17 protein-coding genes are annotated in these 25,250 nt (G+C 62.9%); 10 read left to right on the top strand and 7 right to left on the bottom strand.

What is annotated here, in order from left to right:
* Nucleotides 1–10 precede the first annotated feature (10 nt).
* Complete coding sequence (locus BM416_RS22460) at nucleotides 11–2,782, top strand: hybrid sensor histidine kinase/response regulator (protein ID WP_092489502.1); 2,772 nt, start codon at nucleotides 11–13, stop codon at nucleotides 2,780–2,782.
* A gap of 142 nt (nucleotides 2,783–2,924) precedes the next feature.
* Nucleotides 2,925–3,521 (top strand): MarC family protein, encoded by a 597-nt coding sequence (locus BM416_RS22455; RefSeq protein WP_003217330.1) that lies wholly within the window; start codon nucleotides 2,925–2,927, stop codon nucleotides 3,519–3,521.
* On the opposite strand, the gene BM416_RS22450 is transcribed toward BM416_RS22455, so the two are convergent.
* From BM416_RS22450 to cobG, 5 genes are all read right to left on the bottom strand, one after another.
* Nucleotides 3,518–4,297 carry a hypothetical protein gene (locus tag BM416_RS22450; RefSeq protein WP_092489501.1) on the bottom strand — a complete coding sequence of 260 codons (780 nt, stop codon included), beginning with the start codon at nucleotides 4,295–4,297 and terminating at the stop codon, nucleotides 3,518–3,520. The genes BM416_RS22455 and BM416_RS22450 overlap by 4 nt on opposite strands.
* A gap of 237 nt (nucleotides 4,298–4,534) precedes the next feature.
* Nucleotides 4,535–6,172, bottom strand: coding sequence for a precorrin-3B C(17)-methyltransferase (cobJ, locus tag BM416_RS22445; protein WP_092489500.1), 1,638 nt, complete (start codon nucleotides 6,170–6,172; stop codon nucleotides 4,535–4,537).
* Nucleotides 6,172–6,906 (bottom strand): precorrin-2 C(20)-methyltransferase, encoded by a 735-nt coding sequence (locus BM416_RS22440; RefSeq protein ID WP_371856064.1) that lies wholly within the window; start codon nucleotides 6,904–6,906, stop codon nucleotides 6,172–6,174. The genes cobJ and BM416_RS22440 overlap by 1 nt, the downstream gene beginning before the upstream one ends.
* A complete protein-coding gene (locus BM416_RS22435) occupies nucleotides 6,903–7,529 on the bottom strand; it encodes a precorrin-8X methylmutase (RefSeq protein ID WP_092489499.1) in 627 nt (208 codons plus the stop codon). Before BM416_RS22435 ends, BM416_RS22440 begins: the two co-directional genes overlap by 4 nt.
* Nucleotides 7,522–8,868, bottom strand: coding sequence for a precorrin-3B synthase (cobG, locus tag BM416_RS22430; RefSeq protein WP_092489498.1), 1,347 nt, complete (start codon nucleotides 8,866–8,868; stop codon nucleotides 7,522–7,524). Before cobG ends, BM416_RS22435 begins: the two co-directional genes overlap by 8 nt.
* A 38-nt stretch (nucleotides 8,869–8,906) precedes the next feature.
* On the opposite strand from cobG, the gene cbiE reads away from it, so the two are divergent.
* Nucleotides 8,907–10,112 (top strand): precorrin-6y C5,15-methyltransferase (decarboxylating) subunit CbiE, encoded by a 1,206-nt coding sequence (cbiE, locus tag BM416_RS22425; RefSeq protein ID WP_092489497.1) that lies wholly within the window; start codon nucleotides 8,907–8,909, stop codon nucleotides 10,110–10,112.
* Nucleotides 10,109–10,828, top strand: a complete 720-nt coding sequence (locus BM416_RS22420) for a cobalt-precorrin-6A reductase (protein ID WP_092489496.1) — start codon at nucleotides 10,109–10,111, stop codon at nucleotides 10,826–10,828. The genes cbiE and BM416_RS22420 overlap by 4 nt, the downstream gene beginning before the upstream one ends.
* A 119-nt stretch (nucleotides 10,829–10,947) precedes the next feature.
* On the opposite strand, the gene BM416_RS22415 is transcribed toward BM416_RS22420, so the two are convergent.
* Nucleotides 10,948–11,199 (bottom strand): DUF6124 family protein, encoded by a 252-nt coding sequence (locus tag BM416_RS22415; RefSeq protein WP_092489495.1) that lies wholly within the window; start codon nucleotides 11,197–11,199, stop codon nucleotides 10,948–10,950.
* Nucleotides 11,200–11,642: 443 nt separating this feature from the next.
* Here BM416_RS22415 and BM416_RS22410 point away from each other — a divergent pair, with 443 nt between their 5' ends.
* The 6 genes from BM416_RS22410 (at nucleotide 11,643) to BM416_RS22385 (ending at nucleotide 17,177) form a co-directional block, all read left to right on the top strand.
* A complete protein-coding gene (locus BM416_RS22410) occupies nucleotides 11,643–11,999 on the top strand; it encodes a helix-turn-helix domain-containing transcriptional regulator (RefSeq protein ID WP_092489494.1) in 357 nt (118 codons plus the stop codon).
* A 175-nt stretch (nucleotides 12,000–12,174) separates the two neighbouring features.
* The gene (locus BM416_RS22405) at nucleotides 12,175–12,570 is read left to right on the top strand and encodes a DUF2946 domain-containing protein (RefSeq protein ID WP_092489493.1); all 396 of its coding nucleotides are present in this window, start codon (nucleotides 12,175–12,177) and stop codon (nucleotides 12,568–12,570) included.
* Nucleotides 12,571–12,617: 47 nt separating this feature from the next.
* On the top strand, nucleotides 12,618–13,100 hold the full coding sequence (locus BM416_RS22400; RefSeq protein WP_092489492.1) for a copper chaperone PCu(A)C: 483 nt from the start codon (nucleotides 12,618–12,620) through the stop codon (nucleotides 13,098–13,100).
* 11 nt (nucleotides 13,101–13,111) lie between these two features.
* Nucleotides 13,112–13,513, top strand: a complete 402-nt coding sequence (locus BM416_RS22395; protein ID WP_092489491.1) for a DUF2946 domain-containing protein — start codon at nucleotides 13,112–13,114, stop codon at nucleotides 13,511–13,513.
* Nucleotides 13,514–13,606: 93 nt separating this feature from the next.
* Nucleotides 13,607–15,676 (top strand): TonB-dependent copper receptor, encoded by a 2,070-nt coding sequence (locus BM416_RS22390; protein ID WP_092489490.1) that lies wholly within the window; start codon nucleotides 13,607–13,609, stop codon nucleotides 15,674–15,676.
* A gap of 118 nt (nucleotides 15,677–15,794) precedes the next feature.
* A complete protein-coding gene (locus tag BM416_RS22385; RefSeq protein WP_092489489.1) occupies nucleotides 15,795–17,177 on the top strand; it encodes a PepSY-associated TM helix domain-containing protein in 1,383 nt (460 codons plus the stop codon).
* A 101-nt stretch (nucleotides 17,178–17,278) separates the two neighbouring features.
* Here BM416_RS22385 and BM416_RS22380 read toward each other — a convergent pair whose 3' ends face one another.
* Entirely contained in the window at nucleotides 17,279–25,141 is a 7,863-nt protein-coding gene (locus BM416_RS22380; RefSeq protein WP_092489488.1) for a DUF4329 domain-containing protein, read from the bottom strand.
* Between the last annotated feature and the right edge of the window lie 109 nt (nucleotides 25,142–25,250).

Below are 25,250 nucleotides of genomic sequence, written 5' to 3'. Positions count from 1 at the left end.
GGATTTCGCCGTGCGCTGGCTCAGGATCGCCATAGGTTTCACTGTCAGTCTGCTGACGCTGCTCTGCCTGTTCCCGGCCCAGGCCGCCGCGCAAGGCAGTGGCTGGGCAGTATTGCTTGATGAACAGGCCGACCTGCAGCTGAGCGACATCCGCTCCTCGCGCTACACCAATCAATTCAGCCCCATCGAACTGGACCGCATTACCGCCGCGGAACCGGACGGTGCGTTGTGGGTACGTTTCAAGCTGCAACCCGGCAAGCACGAGCAGGTGCTGCGGGTATTCGCCCCGGACCTGGCACACCTGAGCCTCTATGTGCTGGACGGCGACACCCTGATCGAGCAACAAAGCAGCGGTAACCGCCAGCCCCAGGCGGAACGCCCGCTGCCCAGCAACGATTTCATGCTGCCGATGCCCCAGAGCCAACAGACCCTCGACGTCTACCTGCGCCTGGTTTCAGAGCACGAACTGCGCCCCTATATCACCCTGGAACCGGCCGTACTGGCCGCCGCCGACCAGACCCAGACATTGATCTACGGCCTGCTGTTCGGCTGCCTGCTGATGCTGATCCTGCACAACCTCACGCGTTTCGCTTACCACCGCTCGCGCAGCAGCCTGTGGCTGGCGGCCTGCGAACTGCTGCTGATGCTCAGCCTGGCGCTGCTGCTCAACCTGGTAGGCCCATGGCTGCCGAACTGGCACGCGGTCCAGACCCCGGGCGCCTACCTGGCCCTGCTGCTGACCGCGCCGTGCGGGCTGATGTTTGCCTATCGCTTCTTCATGCCCCTGGGTCCGCACCCGCTGAACAAACTGTTGATGGCCGACATCCTGTTTATCGTGCTGTGCGGCCTGCTGCTGTTGTTCGTCAGTACCCTGCCGCTGAACATCATCACCTACGCGCTGGTGGCCCTGGCGGGCCTGAGCATGCTGTTTGTCTCGGCGTATCACTGGCAGAAAGGCTACCGCCCGGCGCGCTTGTTCGTGGCGGGCATGGTGGTGTTCAACATCGGCACGCTGATCATTCTCCCGGCCTTGCTGGGGCTGACGATGGTGTCGCCCCAGGGTTTGATCGTCACATTGCTGGCCTTTATCTGTCTGAGCGGCCTGTTGATGAGCCTGGCCCTGGGCGAGCGCCAGCGCGCGATTGTCGAGGCCCGCTTCAGCCTCAGCCGCGACCTGGCCGCCAGCAATGCCGAGATCGCCGCCAAGGCCGAATTCCTGGCCAAGATCAGCCACGAAATCCGCACCCCCATGAACGGCGTGCTGGGCATGACCGAACTGCTGCTGGGCACGCCACTGTCGGTGAAGCAGCGCGACTACGTGCAAACCATCCACAGCGCCGGGAACGAGCTGCTGACATTGATCAACGAGATCCTCGACATCTCCAAGCTCGAATCCGGGCAGATCGAGCTGGATGACGTGCAATTCGACCTCAATGCGCTGATCGAAGACTGCCTGAGCATCTTCCGCGCCAAGGCCGAGCAGCAGAACGTCGAGTTGATCAGCTTCATCCAGCCCCAGGTGCCCCGCGTCATCAGCGGCGACCCGACCCGCCTGCGCCAGGCGCTGCTGAGCCTGCTGGAAAACGCCCTGCACAAAACCGACGAAGGCGAAGTGCTGATCGTCGTCGCCCTGGACGACCGCAGCACCAAGCCGCGCCTGCGCATTGCCGTGCAGGACAGCGGCCTGCCGATGGAAGCCGCTGAACGCGAGGCCCTGCTGCACAGCGAACTGCACAGCAAGAACTTCCTCTCGGCCACCCGTTTGAGCGGCCACCTGGGCCTGGTGATCGCGCGCCAGTTGATCCTGTTGATGAACGGTGAATTCGGCATCAAGAGCGGCAGCCATCAGGGCAGCACGCTATGGCTGACCCTGCCGCTGGACCCGGAACGCCTGGAACACCCCACCTCCGACCTCGACGGCCCGCTCAAAGGCGCGCGCGTGCTGGTGGTGGACGACAACGATACGTGCCGCAAAGTGCTGGTGCAGCAATGCTCGGCCTGGGGCCTGAATGTCAGCGCCGTGCCGTCCGGTAAAGAGGCCCTGGCCTTGCTGCGCACCAAGGCGCACCTGCGCGATTACTTCGATGTGGTGCTGCTGGACCAGAACATGCCCGGCATGACCGGCATGCAACTGGCGGCGAAGATCAAGGAAGACCCGAGCCTGAACCACGACATCCTGCTGATCATGCTCACCGGCATCAGCAATGCGCCGAGCAAGATCATCGCGCGTAACTGCGGGATCAAGCGCATCCTCGCCAAGCCGGTTGCCGGTTACACCCTCAAGACCACCCTGGCCGACGAGTTGACCCAGCGCAGCAAAGGTGGCGTGCAGCCCCGTCCGACCCTCAGCGTCCCGGCGGCGGTGACCGTGCCCAGCGATTTCAGGATCCTGGTGGCCGAAGACAACAGCATCTCCACCAAAGTGATTCGCGGCATGCTCGGCAAGCTCAACCTCAACCCGGATACCGCCAGCAACGGTGAGGAAGCCCTTGAGGCGATGAAGGCCCAGCGTTATGACCTGGTGTTGATGGACTGTGAGATGCCGGTTCTCGATGGTTTCTCGGCCACCCAGCAACTGCGGGCGTGGGAAGTCAGCCACCAGCGCATTCGCACCCCCGTGGTAGCGCTCACGGCGCATATCCTCTCGGAGCACAAAGAGCGCGCACGCCAGGCGGGGATGGACGGGCACATGGCCAAGCCGGTGGAGTTATCGCAATTGCGTGAGCTGGTGGAGTTCTGGGTGGCGCAGCGTCAACAACGGCCTGAACACGCCCCGTCCTGACTTGAAGATGTAATTCCAAAGTGGGCTCGCCACAGGTACGGTGTTCCTCCTTAACTGAGTGGCATCAGGGCAAGCCCCCTCCCACATTTGCTCCGTGGCGCCTGTTAGACTCTCCACACGTTTCCTGCCGCGAGCCACCCCCATGCTCCACGTGTTATTCAGCGTTTACCTGAAGATGCTGGTGCTCTACAGCCCGTTCTTCGTGCTGTCCTGCTTTATCAGCCTGACCCGTGGTTATTCGAGCAAAGAACGGCGACGCCTGGCCTGGAAAGTGGCGCTGGCAACCCTGGTGTCCAGCGTGTTGCTCTACCTGTTCGGCCGGGTGATCTTCAGCGTGTTCGGCATCACCGTCGACGCCTTTCGCATCGGCGCCGGCAGTGTGCTGTTTATCTCCGCCCTGGGCATGGCCCAGGGCAAGTCGGCCGTGCAGACCGACAATGTGCAGCAGGACGTGACCATCGTGCCGCTGACCATCCCCCTCACGGTCGGCCCCGGCACCATCGGTGCGCTGTTGGTCATGGGCGTCAGCCAACCGCACTGGGATGACAAGATCACGGCCATCCTCAGCATCGCCCTGGCCAGCCTCACGGTCGGCGTGGTGCTGTACCTGTCCAACCGTATCGAACGGATTCTCGGTGACCAGGGCTTGCAGATTGTCAGTCGGTTGATGGGATTGTTCGTGTGTGCCCTAGCCGCGCAAATCATCTTTACCGGGGTGCGCGGCTACCTGGTGCCTTAGATCCGGTATTTGGCGATCGCCGACTGCACCTTGTCGCCCGCGCTCTCGCGCATCAGTTGGATGGTTTTTTCGTTGACCATCGAGGTATTCAGCACCAGGCAGGTCTGCCCGCTGAAGGCCTCGAACGAGGAACTGTCCCACTCCAGGAACGGCAGCCCCACCTGTTTGTTCACGCCTTGGGTGCTGTACGTCACCAGCACCATCATCAATTCGCCGTCGGTTTCGGCGCAGGATGCCAGGCCGAAATCACCGCCCTGGTGCACCGTACTGTTGCGCTTGAACAGTTCGAAAGAACTCGGTTGCTGCTTCAGTGTCTCCAGCGCATCGGCCGCCAGTTTCGGCAGCGCCGTAACCAGCGGTCCCGAAACCGACGCCCCCGCCAGTATCGCGGTGATGATATTCAACGCAGCCAGTTGCACGGTCAGGCCCTTGCCCGACTGTGAGACCCGCTCGAAACTGCTGCGCACCGGCAGCCAGCCCAGGCTGATCATCACCTTGATAAATTCGTCGTACCAGGCCTCGGTACCTCGCTGGATTTTCAATACATCGCTGACGTAGCTGCTGGCCAGCAGATAGCTTTTACGGATGTATTCCCGGTTCAGCCCGGACAGCCCCTCGGCAAACGAAATCACGCTGTTGTTGACTACCGCCGCGTTGCAGTCGTCCTCCGTGTCGAGCGGCAATGAGGGCTGCGCACCTCGCGCCCTCGGCAATGTGTAGCGCGCAATCAACTTGCGCCGTTTTGTGTTGTTGATCCTTCTGTGATGTCGCTCCATTTCAGTTCTCCACAAACACCCCGGCTCGGGGCTTGTGTCCACACTAGTCCAGTCAGCGGCGGCTCTTCCATGCCACAAACATCGCTTGCCGGCACGCGGCAAAAAACGCTGCCCAGCAATGACAGGGCGCCCCTCGGGGCCTTCCGGCTTTCGTCACTCAAAAAAGAAAAAGCCCCGAGCAACAGCAGGTGATCACCCATTGTCATTCGGAGCTTTCGTGCAGCCACCCAGGCGTTTTCAGGAGGCGGGCTTTGCACCGTACCAGCGCGGTGTGTACACCCATTCACCGCCACCGGCGCGAGGGAATGTGCAGGTAGTGGATGAGCCGACCAGCACCATGGTGCGCATGTCCACCTGGTCTGGCGTGAGTTGCCCGAGGGTGGTGACGCGCAGGGTCTGGCCGGGGCGGCCGATATCGCGACCCAGCACTACCGGGGTCTCAGGCGTGCGGTGTTGCGCGACGATTTCCAGGGCGCGTCCCAGCTGCCAAGGCCGCGAACGCGAAATCGGGTTGTAGAACGCCAGGGCCAGGTCGGCCTGGGATGCGAGGTCCAGGCGCTTTTCGATGATCGACCAAGGCTTGAGGTTGTCCGACAGCGACATCACGCAAAAGTCGTGGCCCAACGGCGCGCCGGCCTGGGCCGCGGTGGCCAGGGAGGCCGAAACCCCCGGCAGGATTTCCAGGTCGACCTGATGCCACGCCGGATCGCCGGACTCGTGCAACGCCTCGAGCACCGCCGCCGCCATGGCGAAGACGCCCGGGTCGCCGGACGACACCACCACCACCGAACGCCCCTGGGCGGCCAGCTCGAAGGCGTGGCGGGCGCGCTGCATCTCTTCGCGGTTATCGGTGCAATGCTGTACCTGATCGTCACGGAACGGCCCGGCCATGCGCACGTAGGTTTCGTAGCCCAGCACATCGGTGCAGCGCGCGAGCTCGGCCTTGACCGCCGGCACCATCAGCTCGGCGGCGCCAGGGCCCAGGCCGATCACGGCAAGGCGGCCACGGCGGCGGCCGACCTGGGCCAGGTCCAGCGGTTGGTCAGCCATCTCGATGACAATATCGGCAGCCTGGGTAACACCCCCAAAGCGCAGCGGCACACCCAACGCCGACGCGGCTTCGTGCAACGACGGGTCAGCCATCTGCGTATCGCTGGCCAACAGGCACGCCAGGGATTGCACGGCAATGCCCGCCTCGTGCAAGGCCGCGCGCACACGCTCGGCCAACTGCGTACCCGGCTTGCAGGTCACGCACACAGTCTTCGGATAGATCAGCAACTCGTTGGCGGCAGGCACACGCTCGGCACTGCCCACGTGAATGGCTAGATGCGCTTGCTGGTCCTGGGGCAAATTCGCCTGGTCCAACCACGGTGCCGCGCCTTCGATGCGCACGCTTTCGCCGGCCAGCAGGTCGGACACGAAGCGCTTGCCCAGCTCCAGGTCCGCCAGTTCATAACCTGCGGGCGGGTTGAGCAGGCAGGTGCCGAATCGCAACTCGCCACTGGTGGTGATCGCCGCAGCGACACCCGTTGCTGCCGCGATGTCCCGCGCCATGACATTCACCCCGCCAAGGCCACCGAGCAACGGCACCACGGCGCTGCCGTCTTCCGCCACGGCCAGCACGGCGGGTTCTTCGCCTTTCTCCAGCAGCAGCGGCGCCAGGGTGCGGATCACGATGCCGGCCGCACACAGGGCGATCAGCGGCGTGCCCTGCTGGTACAGCTGACGCAGGGTCGCGCCGAATTCGCTGTAAGACTGGTCTGCACCCTCAACCCGCCCGGCCAGGCCGTGGATCAGTGCCCCAGGGTAAACCTGCTGGATCCTGCGCGCGGTGGCCAGGCTGCCCTGGCCCAGAATGACAATCGCCGGGTTCATCAACCTTGCCACCGTTCACCCGGCACGATGATCAGCGAGAAGTACGGCGAAGACATCGGCTCCACCTGGTCCAGCGCCACGATTTTCTGGTTGGCCATGGTCGCGCGTTCCACATACAGCGCGCGCTCGGCCAGGCCGAGTTCTTCGAGGACCTGGCGCACCTTGGGGAAGTTGCGCCCCAGCTTCATGATCACCGCCGCGTCGGCATCCGCCAGGCGGCGCTTGAGGTCTTCGTGGGGCAATACGCCCGACAGCACCGACAGGCTCTGGTTGCGATACACCAACGGTGCGCCCAGCACCGAGGCGCCGCCAAGCATCGAGCACACACCGGGGATAACCTGGGCTTCGTAGCGCTCGGCCAAGCGGTCATGCAAATACATATAGGAGCCGTAGAAGAACGGGTCGCCTTCACAGATCACCGCCACGTCGCGACCGGCGTCCAGGTGCACGGCCACCTCGACACTGGCGGTGTCGTAGAAGTCGCTGATCACTTGTTCATAGGACAACGGCGCCGGCAGCGCTTCGGTGGTCACCGGGTACACCAGTGGCATCAAGGTTTGCTGCGGCACCAGATGGTCTTCGATGATGCCGAAGGCGTTACCCTTCTTACCCTTGGCTACGAAATAGGCCACCACCGGCGATTCGCGCAGCAGGCGCAGGGCCTTGAGGGTAATCAGTTCCGGGTCGCCGGGGCCGACGCCCAGGCCGATCAAACGTCCGCGTGCCGGCATCATTCGACCTCCGTGGCGAGCGCATTCACCGCCGCGGCGGCCATGGCACTGCCGCCCAGGCGGCCCTGCATGATCACGAACGGTACACCGCGGCTGTCCGCCGCCAGCATCGCCTTGGATTCGGCCGCGCCGACGAAACCGACCGGGAAGCCGAGGATCAACGCCGGTTTCGGTGCCCCCGCGTCGAGCATTTCCAGCAGGTAGAACAACGCCGTCGGCGCATTGCCGATCACCACCACGCTGCCTTCCAGGTGCGGACGCCACAGTTCCAGGGCCGCAGCGGAGCGGGTATTGCCCAGCTCCCGCGCCAATTCCGGCACGCTGTCGTCGCGCAGGGTGCAGATCACCGGGTTGTTGGCCGGCAGGCGCGCACGGGTCACGCCTTCGGAGACCATCCGCGCATCACACAGAATCGGCGCGCCAGCGGCCAGCGCATCGCGCCCGGCCTTACCCGCACCGTTGGAGAACTGCAGGCCGTCGATGGCCTCGACCATGCCGCAGGCATGGATCACCCGCACCGCGAGTTTCTCCAGGTCGGCCGGGATACGCTCCAAGTTGGCTTCCGCGCGAATAATCGCGAAGGAGTTGCGATAGATCTCCTGACCGTCGCGGATGTAATCAATCATCGGTGTTGCTCCGTGGGTGAGCGCGCAGCAAGGCGCCCGCCGCTTCAGTGGAAAGGGTGCGTGCGTGCAGCCGGCCGAAACCGGGGTGGGCTGCATCGCGAAAATACAGGTCGTAGTAGCCGGGGCTCACCGCCAGCAAGGTGACCGGCGCGATATGTGCAGCGGCGCAGGAACGTGGGCAGCCGGACAGGTGCACGTCATGGCCGGGATGCAGCGCGGCCAAGCGCACGGCGTCGGCCTTGGTGTCGGCGAGGGCCTTGCCACAGCCGCTGGAACCGGTACAGGCGATCACGCGGGCCAAGGGTTGATCGACGGTGCAGAGGAAGCCCAGTTGCGCCAGGCGTTGGGTCACGGCGTGAGGTTTTTCGACGTTAGGCAGTAACACACCTTGCCAGGGGGTGAAGCGCAAGGTGCCGTCGCCATATTCGTTGGCGAGCTGCGCGACGCCGGTGAGCATCTTCGAATCCAGGCGCCCCAAGGGTGCGATGGCCGCGACGTAGAATTGATTGTTTTGAGCCTGTGGGTAACTACCGAGGTGCAGCAAAGCGCCGCTGGGCGGGCGTTTGAAACCGTCGACCGGCAGCAGCGGCAGGCTGAGACGACTCAACAACTTATCCACAGCCAGGTGGCGCATGCGGGTTTGTTCCGGGGTGGCGAGGTCAAGAAACGCCTCCAGCACCGCCACCACCAACCCATGACCCTGCGCCAACGGCACGGCGGCCAACGGCGCATCCAATCCTGGACAACCTGCCAGGCCGAACGCGAGGAGTGTCTCGCCATTGCGTACGAACGCCGACAGCCACAGATCATGATGATGCTCGAGCATCGCCAGGGCCTCGCCGCCATCCAGTTGCACGGCGAACTTGGCCGACAGCTCATGGAAACGCGGACGGTTTTGCAGGGTGGCGAGGATCTGCTCGGCCAGCGGCCGGGTGTCGAACAGCATCTGCGGGTCGATACCGGCGCTGGGGCTGAGCATCAGGTTGCGCACGTCATCGCCAGCGGCGGTACTCGGGCCCAGGTCGGCGGCCAGCAGCATGGCGATCAAGGCGTCTTGCTCGGCACCGATCCCACGTATCTGCAGGTTGGCGCGGTTGGTCGCCTCGATCACCCCGCCCGCATAGGCCTGGGCCGCGTCCGCCACGGCGCGGGCCTGGGCGGCGCTGATCGAACCACCGGCCAGTTTGATCCGGCAGATGCCGCCATCCAGCGCCTGGACGATACGCAGCAACCCCGGACAAGCCGAGGGGCGCAAGGTATTCACAGCGGGCGTTGGGTTCACGGGGCTACCGGTTGACGGGTAAAGGCGCGGTATTATGCCTGCTTTGTCCGGCGGCATGAAAAGCCTGCCCGTCGGATGTCGCTCAAGGAATTGATATGTCGCCCTGGCTGACGGTTGTAGGCATCGGTGAAGACGGCTTCAAGGGGCTGGGCAGGAATGCCCGGCATGCCCTGTTGCGCGCTTCGCGGATTATAGGTAGTCAGCGCCAGTTGGACCTGTTGCCGGTGTGTATTCGCGGTGAGCGCCAGGTGTGGCCGAGCCCGTTCTCCCTGGAACCGGTACTGGCGCGGCGTGGCGAGCCTGTGTGCGTGCTGGCCAGTGGTGACCCGATGTTTTATGGCGTGGGGGCCAGCCTGGCGCGACAGGTGACGGCTGAAGAACTGCTGATTTTGCCGGCGCCGTCGTCGGTGTCGTTGGCGGCGGCGCGGTTGGGCTGGCCGTTGCAGGAGGTGGTGACGCTGTCCGTAGTGGCCCGGCCGGTGGCGGCGATCAATGCGCATCTGGCCACAGGTGTGCGTTTATTGGTACTGAGCAATGACGGCGGCAGTCCCGCGTTGATTGCTTCGTTGTTGGCTGAATCCGGGTTTGGGCCCAGCCGATTGACAGTATTTGAACACCTGGGCAGCGCGGATGAGCGGCGCATCGACGGTTTGGCTGAGGATTGGCAGCACGCCTGTGTCGCCGATTTGAACCTGGTCGCCATCGACTGCCTGGCCTCCAGCGACACACCACGTCTGTCGCGCCTCGCTGGCTTGCCCGATTCCGCCTTCCAGCACGACGGCCAACTGACCAAACGCGATGTGCGCGCCATGACCCTCGCCCGCCTCGCCCCGATGCCCGGCGAACTGCTGTGGGACGTGGGTGCGGGCAGCGGCTCCATCGGTATCGAATGGATGCGCGCCCATCCGAGCTGCCGAGCATTGGCAATTGAAGCAGACGAAGGCCGCCAGGGCCTTATTGAGCACAATCGCGACGCCCTCGGCGTGCCCGGTTTGCAGTTGATTCGTGGCAAAGCCCCGGAAGCGTTGCACGGTCTTACAGCACCCGACGCCATCTTCATCGGCGGCGGCGTCACCCGCGACGGCGTGCTCGACACCTGCTGGCAACACCTGCGCCCCGGTGGTCGGTTGGTGGCCAATGCCGTCACCCTGCAAAGTGAAATGACCGTGATGAACTGGCGCGCGGCGCATGGCGGCGAACTGACGCGTATCCACGTCGCTCAGGCCCAGCCGCTGGGTGAATTCGATACCTGGCGGCAGGCGCTTCCAATCACCCTGCTGGAAGTGGTCAAGCCGCGATGAAACGCATCCTGCTGCTGGGCGGTGTGACCGAAGCACTGGCTATCGCGCGCACCTTGGGGCCGGCGCATATCTACAGCCTGGCGGGTGTGGGGCGTGTGCCGACCGATCTCACCTGCCAAGTGCGTGTCGGCGGTTATGGCGGCGCCGAAGGGTTGGCGCAGTTTGTTCGCGACGAACAGATCAGCCTGATCCTCGACGCGACCCATCCGTATGCGGCGCAGATCAGCCGCAATGCCGCCGAGGCTGCTCGGTTGAGCGGTGTGCCGTGTTGGGCATTGCGTCGCCCGGCGTGGCAGCCGCAGGCCGGCGATGACTGGCGGGAGGTCAGTGACTGGGCTGAATTGATCGAGGCCTTGAAACCCTTCAAGCGCCCATTGTTCACCTTGGGCCGCGAGCCGTTGCAGCACCTTGATGAAATCCCGCCCGAGCAGTTCTGGACGCTGCGCGCGCTGGATGTGTATCCCGGTAATGATCGCTGTGAAGTGATCGGCGCGCGCGGGCCGTTTCTGCTTGAAGATGAACGCGCGTTGTTTGAACGGCGTGGGATCGATGTGCTGATCAGCAAGAACAGTGGCAGCACCGCCACCGAGCCGAAGCTGGAAGTGGCGCGGGAACGAGGGGTGCCGGTGTTGGTGTTGAAGCGGCCGGTGTTGGCTGTGGTGGATCGGGAGTTCGCCACAGTGGCGGCGGTCTTACAGGCCATCCAATCTTCCTGAACAACGCAGTTCAAATGTGGGAGGGGGCTTGCTCCCGATGGCAGTGTGTCGGTCACTGATTTATTGGCTGATCTACTGCAATCGGGAGCAAGCCCCCTCCCACATTTTGAACTGCGTTGTTAGCTGCCCGCGGCGGACACCTGCCCAACGCCGCGGTGTACCCGATCAGCCAACAACTGCGCCAGTTCGATCAACTGCGCAACGCCAAGCAACTCCTCGCGTTTCGAACCTTCCAGGTCAAACGCCAGGTCGCAACTCAGCGCATTGGCCGAGGCGAGTGTTTCGCTGAGGTTGACCAACAGGTCTTCGGTGCTGATGCCATCTGCCACGGTGAACAGCCGGACGGGGGGATTGGGGGTGGGTTTGATCATTGTGAAGCTCCTCAGGAATGTGGAGCTGCCACTGATTCGCCGCGACGCGAGAGGGTGGCAGCTGTACGCAGGTTCGCGGACCGGTCCCGAGGCAACCCGGCATACCCAAAGGTATCCCGCGCACAGCCGCCATAGCGCCGCACAGTAGACGATAAAAAAGCATCAACTGAAAGCAGACGATAGCGCTTTTGCTCTTAGGAAGTCGGGCCGCGACGCCCGTCCGCGGCATTTGCAGCGGTGTACGAAGACTAGAGATTGAGTTTCCTACCGGCAACCTCAAAGAGGTGTCGGAAGTTTCAGTGGAACGACCTCATATTCGGGCTGCGCGGCGGGTCAAGGAGAATTTACCTACATGCGTAACGGAACCCGCTGACTACCTAGAACCGCATACCCTTGGCGATGATCCCCGACGCTTTGTCCTACGGCGTAAATATGAGGTTCACATGACTAACAAACCCCGTACGCAGCACCTGACTCGACCTGCTGAAAGCACAATTATCGAGCACATAATCCCGAACCCAGAGTTCGCACACGCGCTAAGCCTTGAGGCCGACGAACTGAAATTGGATGAACCCGAAGTCGCAGCTCGATTAAACCAATGGCTGGAAAAAGCCCAATACCTATCTGACAGAAAGACAACGTTCACAGTTTTCGACGCTGCTGACCATCTCCACACACAAGAAGAGATGGATGCTTTCCTTGAAGCCTGTATCGAAGAAGACCCAGGCGATGGCTCATTGATCAAGGTGGCGCGAGCCGACATTGCCCGCGCGACTCGCAGGCTCAACGCCAAGCAATAGCCAAACACAATCCAAAATGTGGGAGGGGCGTTGACTTGAAGATCGGCATCCTCTCGATTCCCCGTCTATTCTCAAACCCAGCACTGCGACACCAAACCACACCACCACTTTTTACTTCTCCCCCCCGATCAGGCTAAATACCCGCCTGATCGTTTAACCCTACGGATTGTCCGCCATGGCCCGTCAACGCGTTGCAATTGCCTGGATCGCCTGCCTTGCAGTGCTGTTCAACGCCTTTGCCATGCCAATGGCCAGCGCGATGCAGCAGTCCAAGGACCCCGTGCAGCAATTGCTGTGGGGCAGTTTCTGTTCGTCCAATGGCGCCAGCCTGAAGACCATTGCCCTGGGCAAGCTGGAGATTCCGGCGCCGCAGCAGGACGATCATTCCACCATGCAGCATTGCTGGTGTTGCTCGGGCTCGGCGCCGTTGGTGGCGTTGCCGGGGCATGTGCCGCAGTTGTATCTCACGCGATTCGAGACGGTACAGCGTCAACCACACACGCCATTGCAAACCCCCACCCCGCGCCAGCAATGGCCGAGCCTTAACCCCCGCGCCTCTCCGACGGCCTGATCTTCTTCGCAAGTGAACTGCGTTTAGAACCGTTCTGGAGAACTGCCATGCTTAAATCTTCCCTGCTTCTGGCTGCGTTGCTGCTGCCGGTGTTCAGTGCTGCCAATGCCGAAGACTACAAGGCCGGCGACCTGCTGGTCAGCGATCCCTGGTCCCAGGAATTGCCCCCCAACGCGCCCACCGTCGCCGCGTATTTCGTGATTCATAACACCGGCGCTACCCCGGACCTCCTGCTCAGTGTCGACACGCCAGTGGCCGACAAGGCCGAGTTGCATGAGCATGTGATGCAGGGCGACTTGATGAAGATGCAGCAAGTCCCCAGCGTTGCCGTACCGGCCAAGGGTGACTTGACCTTCGCGCCCATGGCGTATCACGTCATGTTGCTGGGCCTCAAGGACCGCAGCCTGCTGGCCGATGGCAAGCAATTCCCGCTGACCCTGACCTTTGAAAAAGCCGGCAAGGTCGAGGTGGAAGTGTCGGTACAGAAAGTACCGCCGATGGCCGGTCACGAGCACAAGCACCCTCAGTAGACTGACCCCAGATGGGCGCCCCTCGCGCCAGGCTATCCCCACACCGCCGCGTGAAGCGCGGCAGTTGGATCAGCCTGTTCGCCATGCTGATGATCTTTATCGGTCCGCTGATTTCCCAAGCGATGCCGATGGATCATCACGCCGGTATGTCGATGAACATGTCCATGGACATGCCCGGCGACCACGGCGACGCCCATCACAAGAAAGCCCCTGACGAACACCACGCCCTCTGGTCCAAGTGCGGCTATTGCGACTTGCTCTACAGTTGCCCGGCCCTGCCTGGCAGCGTGTCATTCGTGGCCATCGGCAGCCCGCCGCCGGCCAATGCCCTTACCCCCGCACCGCGCCTGGGCCATGCCCGGCAGAGCATCTTCCCCGGCGCCCGCAGCCGCGCCCCGCCCATCGCCTCGTAAGCACCCGACACCGTTACTTCACCCCGGCCGACTTTAGACAGACAGCCGCAGGCTGCTGGCCGTGTTGTTTACGATTGATTGATGGAATTTGTCATGTCCAGGTTTACTGCTGACTCCCGTTTGGGAAGCACCTCTGTGCTCGCTGCCCTATGCGGCGCCCTGCTCGTTCCCCACGCCCAGGCCGATGAACACGCCGAGCATGAGCTGACGCCCACCGTGATCACCGCCATTGCGCCCAGCTCGCCGCTGACCGTGGTCACCAACCCCAAGGACCCGCGCCAACCGGTGCCCGCCAGCGACGGCGGCGACTACCTCAAGACCATCCCCGGCTTCGCCCTGGTACGCAACGGCGGCACCAATGGCGACCCGGTACTGCGCGGCATGTTCGGCTCGCGCCTGAACATCCTCACCAACGGCAGCATGATGCTCGGCGCCTGCCCCGGCAGGATGGATGCGCCGACCTCCTACATTTCGCCGGAAACCTACGACAAGCTCACCGTGATCAAGGGCCCGCAAACCGTACTCTGGGGCCCCGGTGCTTCAGCCGGCACCATCCTGTTCGAGCGCGAACCGGAACACTTCGGTGAACTCGGCACGCGGCTCAACGCGAGTGTGCTGGCCGGCTCCAACGGGCGCTTCGACAAGGTCATCGATGCCGCCGCCGGTGGGCCGCTGGGCTATGTGCGGGTGATCGGCAACCAGGCCCATGCCGATGACTACAAGGACGGCAACAACGACACCGTCGCCTCGCGCTACGACAAATGGAATGGCGACGTCGCCGTCGGCTTCACCCCGGATGCCGACACCCTGCTGGAGCTCACCGCCGGCCGTGGCGACGGCGAAGCGCGTTACGCCGGGCGCGGCATGGACGGTTCGCAGTTCCTGCGCGAAAGCCTGGGCCTGCGCTTCGAGAAATCGAATATCGGTGAAGTGCTGGATAAGGTCGAAGCCCAGGTCTACTACAACTACGCCGACCATGTGATGGACAACTACAGCCTGCGCACGCCCTCGGGCACCGGGATGATGGCCGGGCCCATGGCCTCCAACGTCGACCGCCGCACCCTCGGCGCGCGCATCAAGGCCACCTGGCGCTGGGCCGATGTACAACTGATCAGCGGCCTGGATGCGCAGACCAACGAACACCGCCAACGCAGCAGCATGGGCATCGACACCTACAAGGACTTGCCCAAGGTCAAGGACGCCAACTTCCACAACTACGGCGTGTTCGGCGAACTGACCTGGTACGCCGCCGACCGTGACCGCCTGATCACCGGCGCGCGCCTGGACCGCGCCTCGGCCAAGGACTTTCGGCAAACCACCGGCTCGGGGATGAGTGCACGCGCCAACCCGACCGCCGACGACACCCGCGCCGATACCTTGCCCTCGGGCTTTATGCGTTACGAGCATGACCTGGCCGACAGTCCTACCACCCTCTACGCGGGCCTGGGTCACTCGGAACGCTTCCCGGATTACTGGGAGCTGTTCTCGCCCAACACCGGCGCAGTTGGTTCGGTCAACGCCTTCGACGGCGTGAAGCCGGAGAAAACCACCCAGCTCGACGTCGGCGCGCAATACAAGGCTGACGACCTCGAAGCCTGGGCCTCGGGCTACGTCGGCCAGGTGCGTGACTTCATCCTGTTCGACTACCGGGCGGGGATGATGGGCACCACCTCCCAGGCGCGCAATGTGGACGCACGCATCATGGGCGGTGAACTGGGCGCGGCCTACACGCTGACGCAACACTGGAAAGCCGACGCCACCCTCGCCTACGCCTGGGGCAAGAACAGCAGCGACGGCAAGGCCCTGCCGCAAATGCCGCCGTTGGATGCACGTTTCGGCCTGACCTACAGCGAGGACGATTGGAGCGTCGGCGCCCTGTGGCGGGTAGTGGCGGCGCAGAACCGCATCGACCAGGACAAGGGCAACGTGGTCGGCAAGGACTACGACAAGAGCGGCGGCTTTGGCGTGTTCTCGGTCAATGGCGCGTATCGCATCAACAAGAATTTCAAGGTCAGCACCGGCGTCGACAATCTGTTCGGCAAGGCCTACGCCGAGCACCTGAACCTGGCCGGCAACGCCGGGTTCGGCTACCCGGCCAACGACCCGCAGGCCATCAAGGAGCCGGGGCGGACCCTTTGGACCAAGGTGGACATGAGCTTCTAAAAGCATCGGGGACAAGCCCCCTCCCACAGTTGGAATGCATTCCACATGTGGGAGGGGGCTTGCCCCCGATGGCGGCCTGACCAACGACAAAAAATTCAAGCTTTGCGGAGCATCCCCGATGACCACTCAAAAAGTTTCTTTCTACAACCTGGCCTGGCGCTGGCACTTCTACGCCGGACTCTTCGTCGCCCCCTTCATGGTGCTGCTGGCCCTGACCGGCATCATCTACCTGTTCAAACCCCAGCTCGACCCGCTGATGTACGGCGACCTGCTCAAGGTGCAAAGCGCCGAGCACGCCTTGAGCGCCGACGAGCAGTTGCAACGCGCCCAGGCGGCCTTTCCCCAGGGCAAGATCAGCAAATACCTGCCACCCATCGACGCCACCAGCAGCGCGCAGTTCGTGATGCACGACGGCGGGCGCGAAGTGACGGTGTTCGTCGACCCCTATCGCGGCACCGTACTCGGCGAGCAGGATGCGAAAAACAACCTGCAAGCCATCGCCCGCGCCCTGCACGGCGAGCTGATGATCGGCACCGTCGGCGATCGCCTGATTGAACTCGCCGCCGGCTGGGGCGTGATGCTGGTGGTGTCCGGCCTGTACCTGTGGTGGCCGCGCGGCAAAACGTCGGCCGGGGTGTTATGGCCGCGTTTCACGAGCCGTGGCCGCGTGTTCTGGCGTGACCTGCATGCCGTCGCCGGCTTCTGGGGCGCGGCGTTTCTGCTGGTGATGCTGCTTAGCGGCATGACCTGGACCGGCTTCTGGGGCAAGCAATACGCCGACCTGTGGAACACCTTCCCGGCGGCGATGTGGAACAACGTGCCGCAGTCCGACCAACAGGCGCGCGTGCTCAACACCGCGACGCAACAGACCGTGCCCTGGGCCATGGAAAACACGCCGATGCCGATGTCCGGCGACCATGCCGAACACATGAACCACGGCGCCATGCACGCTGCTCCCGCCGCGCCCACGGTGCGCTTGCAGCAAGTAATAGACTTGGCCACTGCACGTAAAGTCGAGCCGGGCTACAGCATCACCTTCCCGACCACTGCCGAGGGCGTGTTCACCGTGGCGGTGTTCGCCAACGACCCGCGCAACGACGCCACCCTGCACGTGGACCAATACACCGGCAAGGTCCTCGCCGATGTGCGCTGGGCGCACTACAACATCGTGGCGCGGGCCACCGAGACCGGCGTAATGCTGCACGAGGGCAAGATGTTCGGCTGGGTGAACCAACTGATCGTGCTGCTGATCTGCCTGATGATCCTGCTCAGCGCGGTGAGTGGCGTGGTGATCTGGTGGAAGCGCCGGCCCCAGGGCGGCCTGGGAGTTCCGCCGTTGCGTCACGACCTGCCGAAGTGGAAAACCGCGATGGTGATCATGCTCGCGCTGGCGATCCTGTTTCCGCTGGTGGGCGCCTCGTTGATCGCGGTCTGGGCGCTGGATCGCCTGGTGTTGTCGCGGTGGCTCACGCAACGTGAAACCACCTCAGGTTCGACATGAAGTAGGCGAGCCCCTGGCATTGTGAGCTACCGGGCGACGGCACCAGCGCACCGTCGCCCCGTGACCTGTGCTTTATCGGCCTGATACGCAAGCGCTAACGCTTACAGCTCATCACGGTCGCGAATGCTCAGCGGTTCATCCTCCTCCGGGCCCTCGATTTCCGGGCCATTGGAACGCTCCAGTTGTTGTTCGGACAACTGCCCTTCGTTCATCCAGAAATCATCCTTATCCAGGACAAACAGCTTCCCGACCTTGACCAAGCCCTTCAGAAAAACGCTGGGATACACGTTCGGACCCGCCACCAGCACCTGGCTTTCCTGAGGCGAAAAGCTCGGCAGATACTTCAACAACCCACCGCCCAGGCCCGACAGGTACAGCGCCGCGGGCTGACGAGTGCCACCCCGTAATACCCGAATGAAATAGCTCACGGCGGACGGTGCCACAAAGTTGCGGATCAGGGCTTGGTCCCTGGCTTCAAGGCTGTCCGTGGCCGGCATGCGGCTGAACAGCAGGTGAACGCCTGCAACCGCATAGCCTGGCGGGAAGTCCGGCATAGGTGCAGGTGGCACCGCCGGTTGGACCGGCCCCTGGGGCCCGCTGTAGAACAAGCGCAGAATCAGCGCCTCGGCAAGCCCTGCAGCGACCGGCAATGTGGACAGGAACGAAGCCCCCTCGCCATTGGCAAGCACCGCGGAGAGATACTGCTGCCTCTGATACGGCGACAGTCGGCGCTTGAGGTCGCGCACGGCGTCATCCGCGTGGGAAAACACCGGCCCACAGGCCGCCGCCCACTGTTCGACAAAGATCTCGGCAGTGCCAGGCAGCCAGAACTGATCGATACGATTGCGCGTGGTCCAGACTCGTCCCTGAACAAGGGTGTCCAACTGGCCGGTCGCGATAAGGTCATGCACGTAGCTGAGTACCGTCCTCACGCCATCGCGCAACTGTTGCCGAATCTCGACCAATCGCCCCCAACTGTCCAGTTGAGCGTCGGAGCCCTGGTACTGATACTGAAGCAAGGCTCCGTCCTGGCACGACAGGTAAAACGCCAGTTGCTTGTCCTTCACCCCCTGCAAGGCAAAGCGGATGCCGGTGTCGATATCCCCTGGAGAAAAGAACGCCTGGCGCAGCGGATCACCGACGGGGGCCAGGGCTTCATTGCTGGCACACAGATAGAAGCCTTCCAGCCCATAGTCCTGGGGGAGCAGGCCATGGGGAAAGACTTGCCCAAAATCACGATAGCTCTGGCGTACCAGGGGCAGGCTGGCCATGTAGCGCCCGTTTCTCTTCGACTTGAAGACGTAGCCAAATTGCAGGTATTCACCATGCCTGCGGTGCTCATGGGCATAACGCACCGCATCCTTTTGCTGGGTGAAGATCGGAGTGAACGCCGGGTCTGCCAGCGCGTTTCTGATCATCAACGGCTCAACCTGAACAGCAACGAATGCCCCCGTTATCCTGCGCGGGATTCCCCAGGCCTGACTGCCCTCCACCACACGCAAGACACCGGCATTGCCCAGGCGGGTCACGAACTCGGCGGGGGTCAATTCGCCCTTGCGAATCTGGCGTTCGATGCGGTTTTCCAAGCGGTTCGCGCGTACCAGGTTCAGCGGCACCAAGTCCTTTTTCAGTTGTTCTTCCAGGGTTGTATGGCTGCGGGTATAGCTCAGAACACACCCATCGGAGCCCAACAGGTACTCGCGAACCAGGCTGGCATCCTGGCCCGAGAGGGCCGCAGAAATCACCCGGGTGGACAGCATGTTGCGATAGAGGCTCTCCTGCCGGGCTTCAAGCGCAAACGGCAGGTCGCGAGGCGAGCTCGAGCGGTAGCGCGCGACAATGGTATGGCCACCCGGGAAACCGCCGGTACTGACCACTTCGTCAGGGAAAATCCACTTGGGGTCAAAGTCTTCCCGAGGCACTTTCAGGGGTTCGGTGGCCACGAACAAACCATCCGGACGCTTGAGAATCAAGCCGCCCATCAAGCCGTTACTCTGGAGCAGCGAGCGCGCATGGCGTGCCGCGTCGTCCTGATCGTGGAAAGCCGGGCCCAGGCGGCGGCGGATGAAGTTGGCATACGGTCGCCATTGTTCGGTGCCGTGGCTCACCACGCCTCGTCGGTCCCAGCACTGGCTGCTGTACAGCACCCGCAGGTCACCGGCGCGGGCGATCAGTGAAATGTACCGGCGCGTATCAAACGTGCCATTGCGCAGGCTCATGCCTTCAATCGTCACGCCCTCGTCAGCGCTTGGCGCCTTGAGCAGCGTGGAAGCTTGGGGCTGGTAACGCAACAGGGCGCCATCCAGGGTCGACAGGTAGACCGGCAGCACGCCCTCGGTGGAAGCGCGAGGCAGATGCCGGGCCTCTTCTTCAGCACGCAACAGCACCTCGGGCGTGACAAAAAACTGCGTCAGCCAGGCCTCCAGGGTCGACAATCCCGAAGGTTGCCATTGCTGTGAATAAAGCAGCCCCACCAGCACGAAATGCTGGGCAAAACTCCCACCGCCCAGGTAGCCGCTCCCTCTGGACCTGTCGCTCAACCATCGCCCGTTGGTACTGACGGGTAACAGTTCACTGACCACGTACTCATCCGCCTGCGGGTGCTTGAGGATGTACGCGGTACACCCTTGGGTATCCAGGTTCCTGCCGTACCCGCGAACATGGGCATTGATCGCGGCCGCGTCCTGGCTGCTGAAAATCGCACCCAACGCCGGGGTTTGCAGCGCAGCGGTGGCGTACTCGAAGTTCGGCGTCCAGTCGTTGTAGACCCTCCCTCGCGGCCCCCACAAGGCGCTCTGCACCAGCACCTGCAAACTGCCCGCGTCGGCCAGTCGGGTCACGATGTCCACCGGTTTGAGCGCGCCCGACTCCAGCCGCTCGAAATAGCCGTTCTTGCCCGGCTCGCGAGTGGTATTGCCTTGCACCAGCAGCTCCCGGTCCGAGCCACTGGGGGTGTAGCTGATCAGGTTATTGGGCGAACCGCTCAAATAGGCCGGCAACCGCGACTGGATCACCGAACGGATCTCCACATCCGAGAACAGCGTGGTGTTGACCTCCAGGTCGGTCAGCGTCCACTTCAATCGCTGCTGGCGTTCCCGATCACTCGCAGACAGCGCTGCGTGGGAGGCATAGCGCGCATGAATCCGATAGCCCGCAGGTGGCACCAGCACACCATTGCCCGTGACCGGCGTGAGCAGGTCGGCGGCAAATCCATCGCCGTGAATGATCATCGGCTCAGTGAACACAAATCGCCCCGCGCTGCCCTTGAGGATATAACCGCCATAGGCGGCTCCCCGGCGAAAGCCGATCTTCTCGTGGGCATGGCGTGCGGCATCATCTGCGGTGAGGAACGCGGCACTCAATGACACTGCAGTCGAGCCCAGTGGCAACGCCTCGCTGTCATGCACCAGCCCCAGCGTGTTCCATAGCCCGCCTCGCTGAACCACCATCAGGTCGCCAGCACGGGCCACCCGGCGGACAAAATCCCGGGGGGACAGCGAGCCGTCGAGCAACGCCGCTTCATTGCCTTTGTCGGTGACGGTTTGGCCGTCGAGGGTAAACAGCTCCTGGGCGGACTCGGCACTCGGGATCTGCCAGTGCAGCAGGGCATTATCGACAGTTCGCAGGTAGAGCTTGATCCCGAAGGAGGCGATCTGGATACCGGTGGTGGCCATCGACTGCGTCATCACATCCACCAGCAGCGCTGGCGACGCAAAGCGTTTATACAGCCACGCGTCCTCGGGCGGCAGTTTCTGCGGTGCCTGGGCCGAGTTCGCGTAATAGAGCCCCACCAGGCGGTAGTTCGACACCAGCTTCGGCTGGCCGTTTTCACGCACAGGAAACAAGCTGCCCAAGGTGGTGCCCGGGGCCGCCGGCAACGTGGCGATATAACTCGAGGTCGTTCGGTGCTTGAGTACAAACCCCATGGCGGCATGCCCCGATAGATCGCGACTGTTCAGGGCGACCAACACAGCGGTGCTGCCCATGCTGGTCTGAGGGGTAAAAAACGGCTGGTCCTGCACCGTGGTCTCGCGGCTGACGGGGCTGCCCAGGGTCCAGCCCTTTATCACACGACCGCGAATCCCGCCCCACACTTTGTTGGCGACCACCACCCGCAAGTCTCCGGCTTTCGCCAGGTTCCACACGGCACCTTCAAATGCCGTGAACGGCACCACTGGCTCGGCCCCGGTCATCTGTCGCAATAACACTTGCTCTTCGTTCGAACCACTGCTGGTGTACTTGAGCAACGAGCCGTCAGGCCCGGACAGATAATGCACCGGCGTGAAGTCACGGTGGGTCAGGGCAAACACCTGATCGGCGTTCGAGAAGAAGCTGATGAACAGCGCCACCTGCTCCTCGCTGAAGCTGGGATTGTGCTGCTTCACCTCGCCAGTGTCGGCAGGGTGGGAATGATAGAGACCCTGGCACTCATAAGAGGCCGGGGCGATGAAATGCCCCTGATCATCGGTGGCCAGGATGCGCTGGAAGTCGAACCGCACCCCGTCACCTGCAACCGGCACCGTGGCGAAATAGTGGTTATCGCGCTTGAGGATCGCGCCGCCGTATTCCTTGTCCCGCCGCTCGCCAATACTGGTGTGAGCCCAGTAGGCGGCGTCATCGGGCAAGGCAAAGGCTGGGCCGACCACCGGTTCGGGAATGTTCGAAAAAGGCCGCCAGTTATCCACCACCTCCCCCGCCTGGTCCCAGATCCGGCTGGTACTGAGCACCTGCAGCGTCCCGGCCATTGCCACCTTGTGGACGTACGCCTGCGGGGTCAGTACCCCCGTCAGCAGTGCGGTTTCAAAGCCGTGATCGTCCACCGTAGTGCCTTGGACGCGATAGAGGCCAGCCTCCTTCTGCGAATAGGAAAACCGGTACGCAAGCACAGCGCCGTCCGGGGTCCGCTGATAAATCCCCACGCCCTGCTCCGCCACTTGCACACTGGGGATCAGACGCGCCTGCTGCGCCGCCGTCGCCAACCCCAACGCCGGGAAAAAGCTGCGATAAAGCCACGGCTGTGCCTCCGGTACCCGGGATCGCGCCGGGGGGGCATCACAGTAAAACCCGTCGATGACAAACCCATCAGGCAGTACATAACGACCGTCCTGGTTCCACATCAGAAAGTCGGTCATGGAGAACCGCGGTTGCTGAGTGCCCAGCGCTGGGGTCGCCAGGTATTCCGGCTGGCCACTACGCTTGAGGATCAGGCCGATACGCCAGGTGTCCTGACTGGCGGGCAGGCCTTCCACGGCAGCCTGGATAGCCTCGGTGGGCGTACTGCATACGGCAGACAGCAATGGCAGCAACCCAGTCGGTGGTTGCGCGAATGCCTGGTAGGGTTGCCAGTTTGTCGGCACCACGCCTCGAGAACCGCCCCACAGGGCGCTGGCGGTGACAAAACTCAGCTCCCCCAGCACCTGCATTTTTTTTATGAAACCCTCCAGCGTCCCATCGCTGCCGAAAGGGCCATCGGCAATTTCTCCCAACAGCCACTTGGCGTACTGTTTTTCCGCAAATGAGCCACTGGGCCGATAGCGAATCAGTGAATCATCCGGCCCGGACACGTACGAAAGCGCGAAGTTTTTTTGCCAGACGATGTCGGCGGCGGCGTCCCACGTGGAGAAAAAATTCAGGTGTACCTTCACCTGCTGCGGGGAAAAATCCGGATTACCGCTCGCCACCACATCATGGTCCGCCGGGTGGGAATGGTAGAGCGCAGCCCGCTGATACCCAGGGATCGACAAGAAGCTGCCGTCGGCATGGGTGCTCAACACCTCGCGCACATCGAACTCGAGCTCTTTGCCATGCACCGGTTCGGTGGCGAAAAAATAGCCGCCAGGGTTTTGCAGAATCACCCCGCCGTACTCGCGTTCACGTCGCGCCCCGATACGCCGGTGGGCCCAGAGCGCCGCGTCATCCGGCGAAATGAACGCCGGACTCAAGGTCGGCAGGGCCACCACCCTGTCGACGCCACCCGGCCGGGATTGGGGGCGAGGTACTGCCGCAAAGGGTTTCCAGTGCCGATCAACAACGCCGGCCGCCCCCCATAACCCATTGCCCAGGACAACCCGCAATCGGCTGACCTCTGCCAGCTTGCGTACGACGTCGGCGGGCTTGTAGGTACCATCCGCCAGGTGCCTGGAGATCAGGCTGCCTTGGGTCGCCGGCGCGAAAAGACGGGTGAATTCGGCGTGGTCCGGCGCCTCGGGTTCCAGCACGACCAGGCTGTCCACAGCGCCCGAGAGATAGCCCGGCACCTGCAACTGATGAATACGGTATGCCTCGACATCCGAGAAGCTCTGGACGTGGACGCGGGTATCGTCCTGGGTCCACCTCATCTTGAGCGCGGCATCGAGGTCCCCGGACGCCGCCGTCCTGTGTGAGCCGAACCAGGCCTGCAACTGGTAACCATCGGGCAGTGCCAGCTGTTTGCTGTAGATGTCCCAGGGAAAAAATCCCTCGAACCCAAAGGGGTTGGCGCCCGTTTCCAGCAGTTCGGTCAACACGTAATGCTGGTCGGGATGCTTGAGTATCAGCGCCCCGTATTCACGGTCACGCCGCACGCCCACCTGCGCATGGGCGAACTGCGCCGCCTTGTCGGCCGACGAAAACGATTGGCCCAGCGTTGGTTTTTTGAACCGGAAGGTTGCATAGGGCGCCCAGCTACTCTCGACCACACCGTCCACATCCCACAGCGGACTGGTCTGCTCGACGCTCAGCTCGCCGGCTTCAGCCACCCGCGCCACAAACTGACGCGGGGTCAACGCCTGCTGAAGGTCTGCCTGCTCAGTACCGAGCAACCGGGTTTCAGCTGGCGAGCCACTGAACCGGTAGCGCAACAGCGCATTGTCCCGGGTGCGCAGGTACAACGAGATACCCAGCACAGACGGCGACGCATGCAGGTAGCGACGGGACGCGGCGATGTAGGCTGCCAGCTCCTCGGGGCTGAAGAATTGCTGGTACAGCCAGGGTTCTACCGTGGGGAACAGCGCTGGCACCGGCCGCGACAAATAGAAGAACCCATGCAGGTGAAAGCCCTCCGGCAACAACGGCCCGCCCGCAAGCAACGGCAGTTGGTTATCGGCCGGCAGTTGCGCTGCGCTGCTGAGGGAAAAAGCCTGGGTAGCGACGAACTCATCACGCAGCTCATGTTTGAGCACCATTGCCATCTGGTGCACATTGGGCGTGCGCCTCATGCGGGCCTGCGCAGCACTCAGTGCCCGCGTCACATCAGGGTAGAGCCCGCCACACGCAATCGTCTCACGCCCTGCCTTCAAGGGCAGGTAAGGCTGCCAGAGATGATCGATGACGCCATTGCCGCCGCCCCAATCAGCGTTGGCGACCAACAACGACAAGCGGCCCACAGACGCCACCTTCTTGATGAAACCTTCCAGCGAGCCGTCATGACCATCCTCAGGCACGGCGGTGCTGACGCTATCAAGCCAATCGACAAACCTGCGCTCGGCTTCGGAGAAGCTGGGCAGGTACTTGAGCAGTACCCCATGGGGACCCGACAGGTAGGCGGCGCCAAACGCTCGCCCTTCATAGTGATTGAAGACAACGTCCCGCTCGGAAAAAAAACTGTTGAAAATACGCACCTGAAGGTCTCTGAACCGTGGGTTCTTCGCCTTCAAATCGTCAAATTGCTCAGGGTGGGAGTGCACCCCGCCCACCAGTTTATAGCCCGCCGGATCGAGAAACTCGTTGCGCGCCCCGCGCTCCAGCAGCAATGAAAAATCGAAGGTCACCGCCTTGCCGGGAATCGGCTCGGTGGCAAAGACCTTGTCATCCGCCAGGCGCTTGAGAATCACACTGCCGTATTCCTTGTCGCGCTTGGTGCCAATGCGCGCGTGCACATAACGCGCGGCATCGTCGGCACTGATAAATGCAGGACTGAGCTTGTACTGAATGCCTCTCACCGCCGAGGCGGCCGCTCGTTTTTCTCTGGGTAAATACTCTTCCATGACACTTCCTTGATCACGCTCATTGTCGGTGCTCACCCGCACCGGGCTCGCAGAACGCCAGCCCCCCAACAGCGTCCTCGCTTGGATCACAGCGAGGGCGCTGCATAGT

Origin of the sequence: Pseudomonas sp. NFACC42-2 (genome assembly GCF_900116055.1) — a bacterium.
Classification (GTDB): Bacteria; Pseudomonadota; Gammaproteobacteria; order Pseudomonadales; family Pseudomonadaceae; genus Aquipseudomonas; species Aquipseudomonas marginalis.
This window is presented reverse-complemented; position numbering and strand designations above follow the sequence as displayed.

What these genes read in the sequence shown, in the direction of transcription:
- BM416_RS22455 (WP_003217330.1), top strand. Translation starts at nt 2,925, where the DNA reads ATGCTCCACGTGTTATTCAGCGTTTACCTGAAGATGCTGGTGCTCTAC.
- cobG (WP_092489498.1), bottom strand. Translation starts at nt 8,868, where the DNA reads ATGCCGCCGGACAAAGCAGGCATAATACCGCGCCTTTACCCGTCAACC.
- BM416_RS22395 (WP_092489491.1), top strand. Translation starts at nt 13,112, where the DNA reads ATGGGCGCCCCTCGCGCCAGGCTATCCCCACACCGCCGCGTGAAGCGC.
- BM416_RS22380 (WP_092489488.1), bottom strand. Translation starts at nt 25,141, where the DNA reads ATGGAAGAGTATTTACCCAGAGAAAAACGAGCGGCCGCCTCGGCGGTG.
- BM416_RS22440 (WP_371856064.1), bottom strand. Translation starts at nt 6,906, where the DNA reads ATGATGCCGGCACGCGGACGTTTGATCGGCCTGGGCGTCGGCCCCGGC.
- BM416_RS22390 (WP_092489490.1), top strand. Translation starts at nt 13,607, where the DNA reads ATGTCCAGGTTTACTGCTGACTCCCGTTTGGGAAGCACCTCTGTGCTC.
- BM416_RS22420 (WP_092489496.1), top strand. Translation starts at nt 10,109, where the DNA reads ATGAAACGCATCCTGCTGCTGGGCGGTGTGACCGAAGCACTGGCTATC.
- BM416_RS22400 (WP_092489492.1), top strand. Translation starts at nt 12,618, where the DNA reads ATGCTTAAATCTTCCCTGCTTCTGGCTGCGTTGCTGCTGCCGGTGTTC.
- BM416_RS22410 (WP_092489494.1), top strand. Translation starts at nt 11,643, where the DNA reads ATGACTAACAAACCCCGTACGCAGCACCTGACTCGACCTGCTGAAAGC.
- BM416_RS22415 (WP_092489495.1), bottom strand. Translation starts at nt 11,199, where the DNA reads ATGATCAAACCCACCCCCAATCCCCCCGTCCGGCTGTTCACCGTGGCA.
- cobJ (WP_092489500.1), bottom strand. Translation starts at nt 6,172, where the DNA reads ATGAACCCGGCGATTGTCATTCTGGGCCAGGGCAGCCTGGCCACCGCG.
- BM416_RS22385 (WP_092489489.1), top strand. Translation starts at nt 15,795, where the DNA reads ATGACCACTCAAAAAGTTTCTTTCTACAACCTGGCCTGGCGCTGGCAC.
- BM416_RS22450 (WP_092489501.1), bottom strand. Translation starts at nt 4,297, where the DNA reads ATGGAGCGACATCACAGAAGGATCAACAACACAAAACGGCGCAAGTTG.
- cbiE (WP_092489497.1), top strand. Translation starts at nt 8,907, where the DNA reads ATGTCGCCCTGGCTGACGGTTGTAGGCATCGGTGAAGACGGCTTCAAG.
- BM416_RS22435 (WP_092489499.1), bottom strand. Translation starts at nt 7,529, where the DNA reads ATGATTGATTACATCCGCGACGGTCAGGAGATCTATCGCAACTCCTTC.
- BM416_RS22405 (WP_092489493.1), top strand. Translation starts at nt 12,175, where the DNA reads ATGGCCCGTCAACGCGTTGCAATTGCCTGGATCGCCTGCCTTGCAGTG.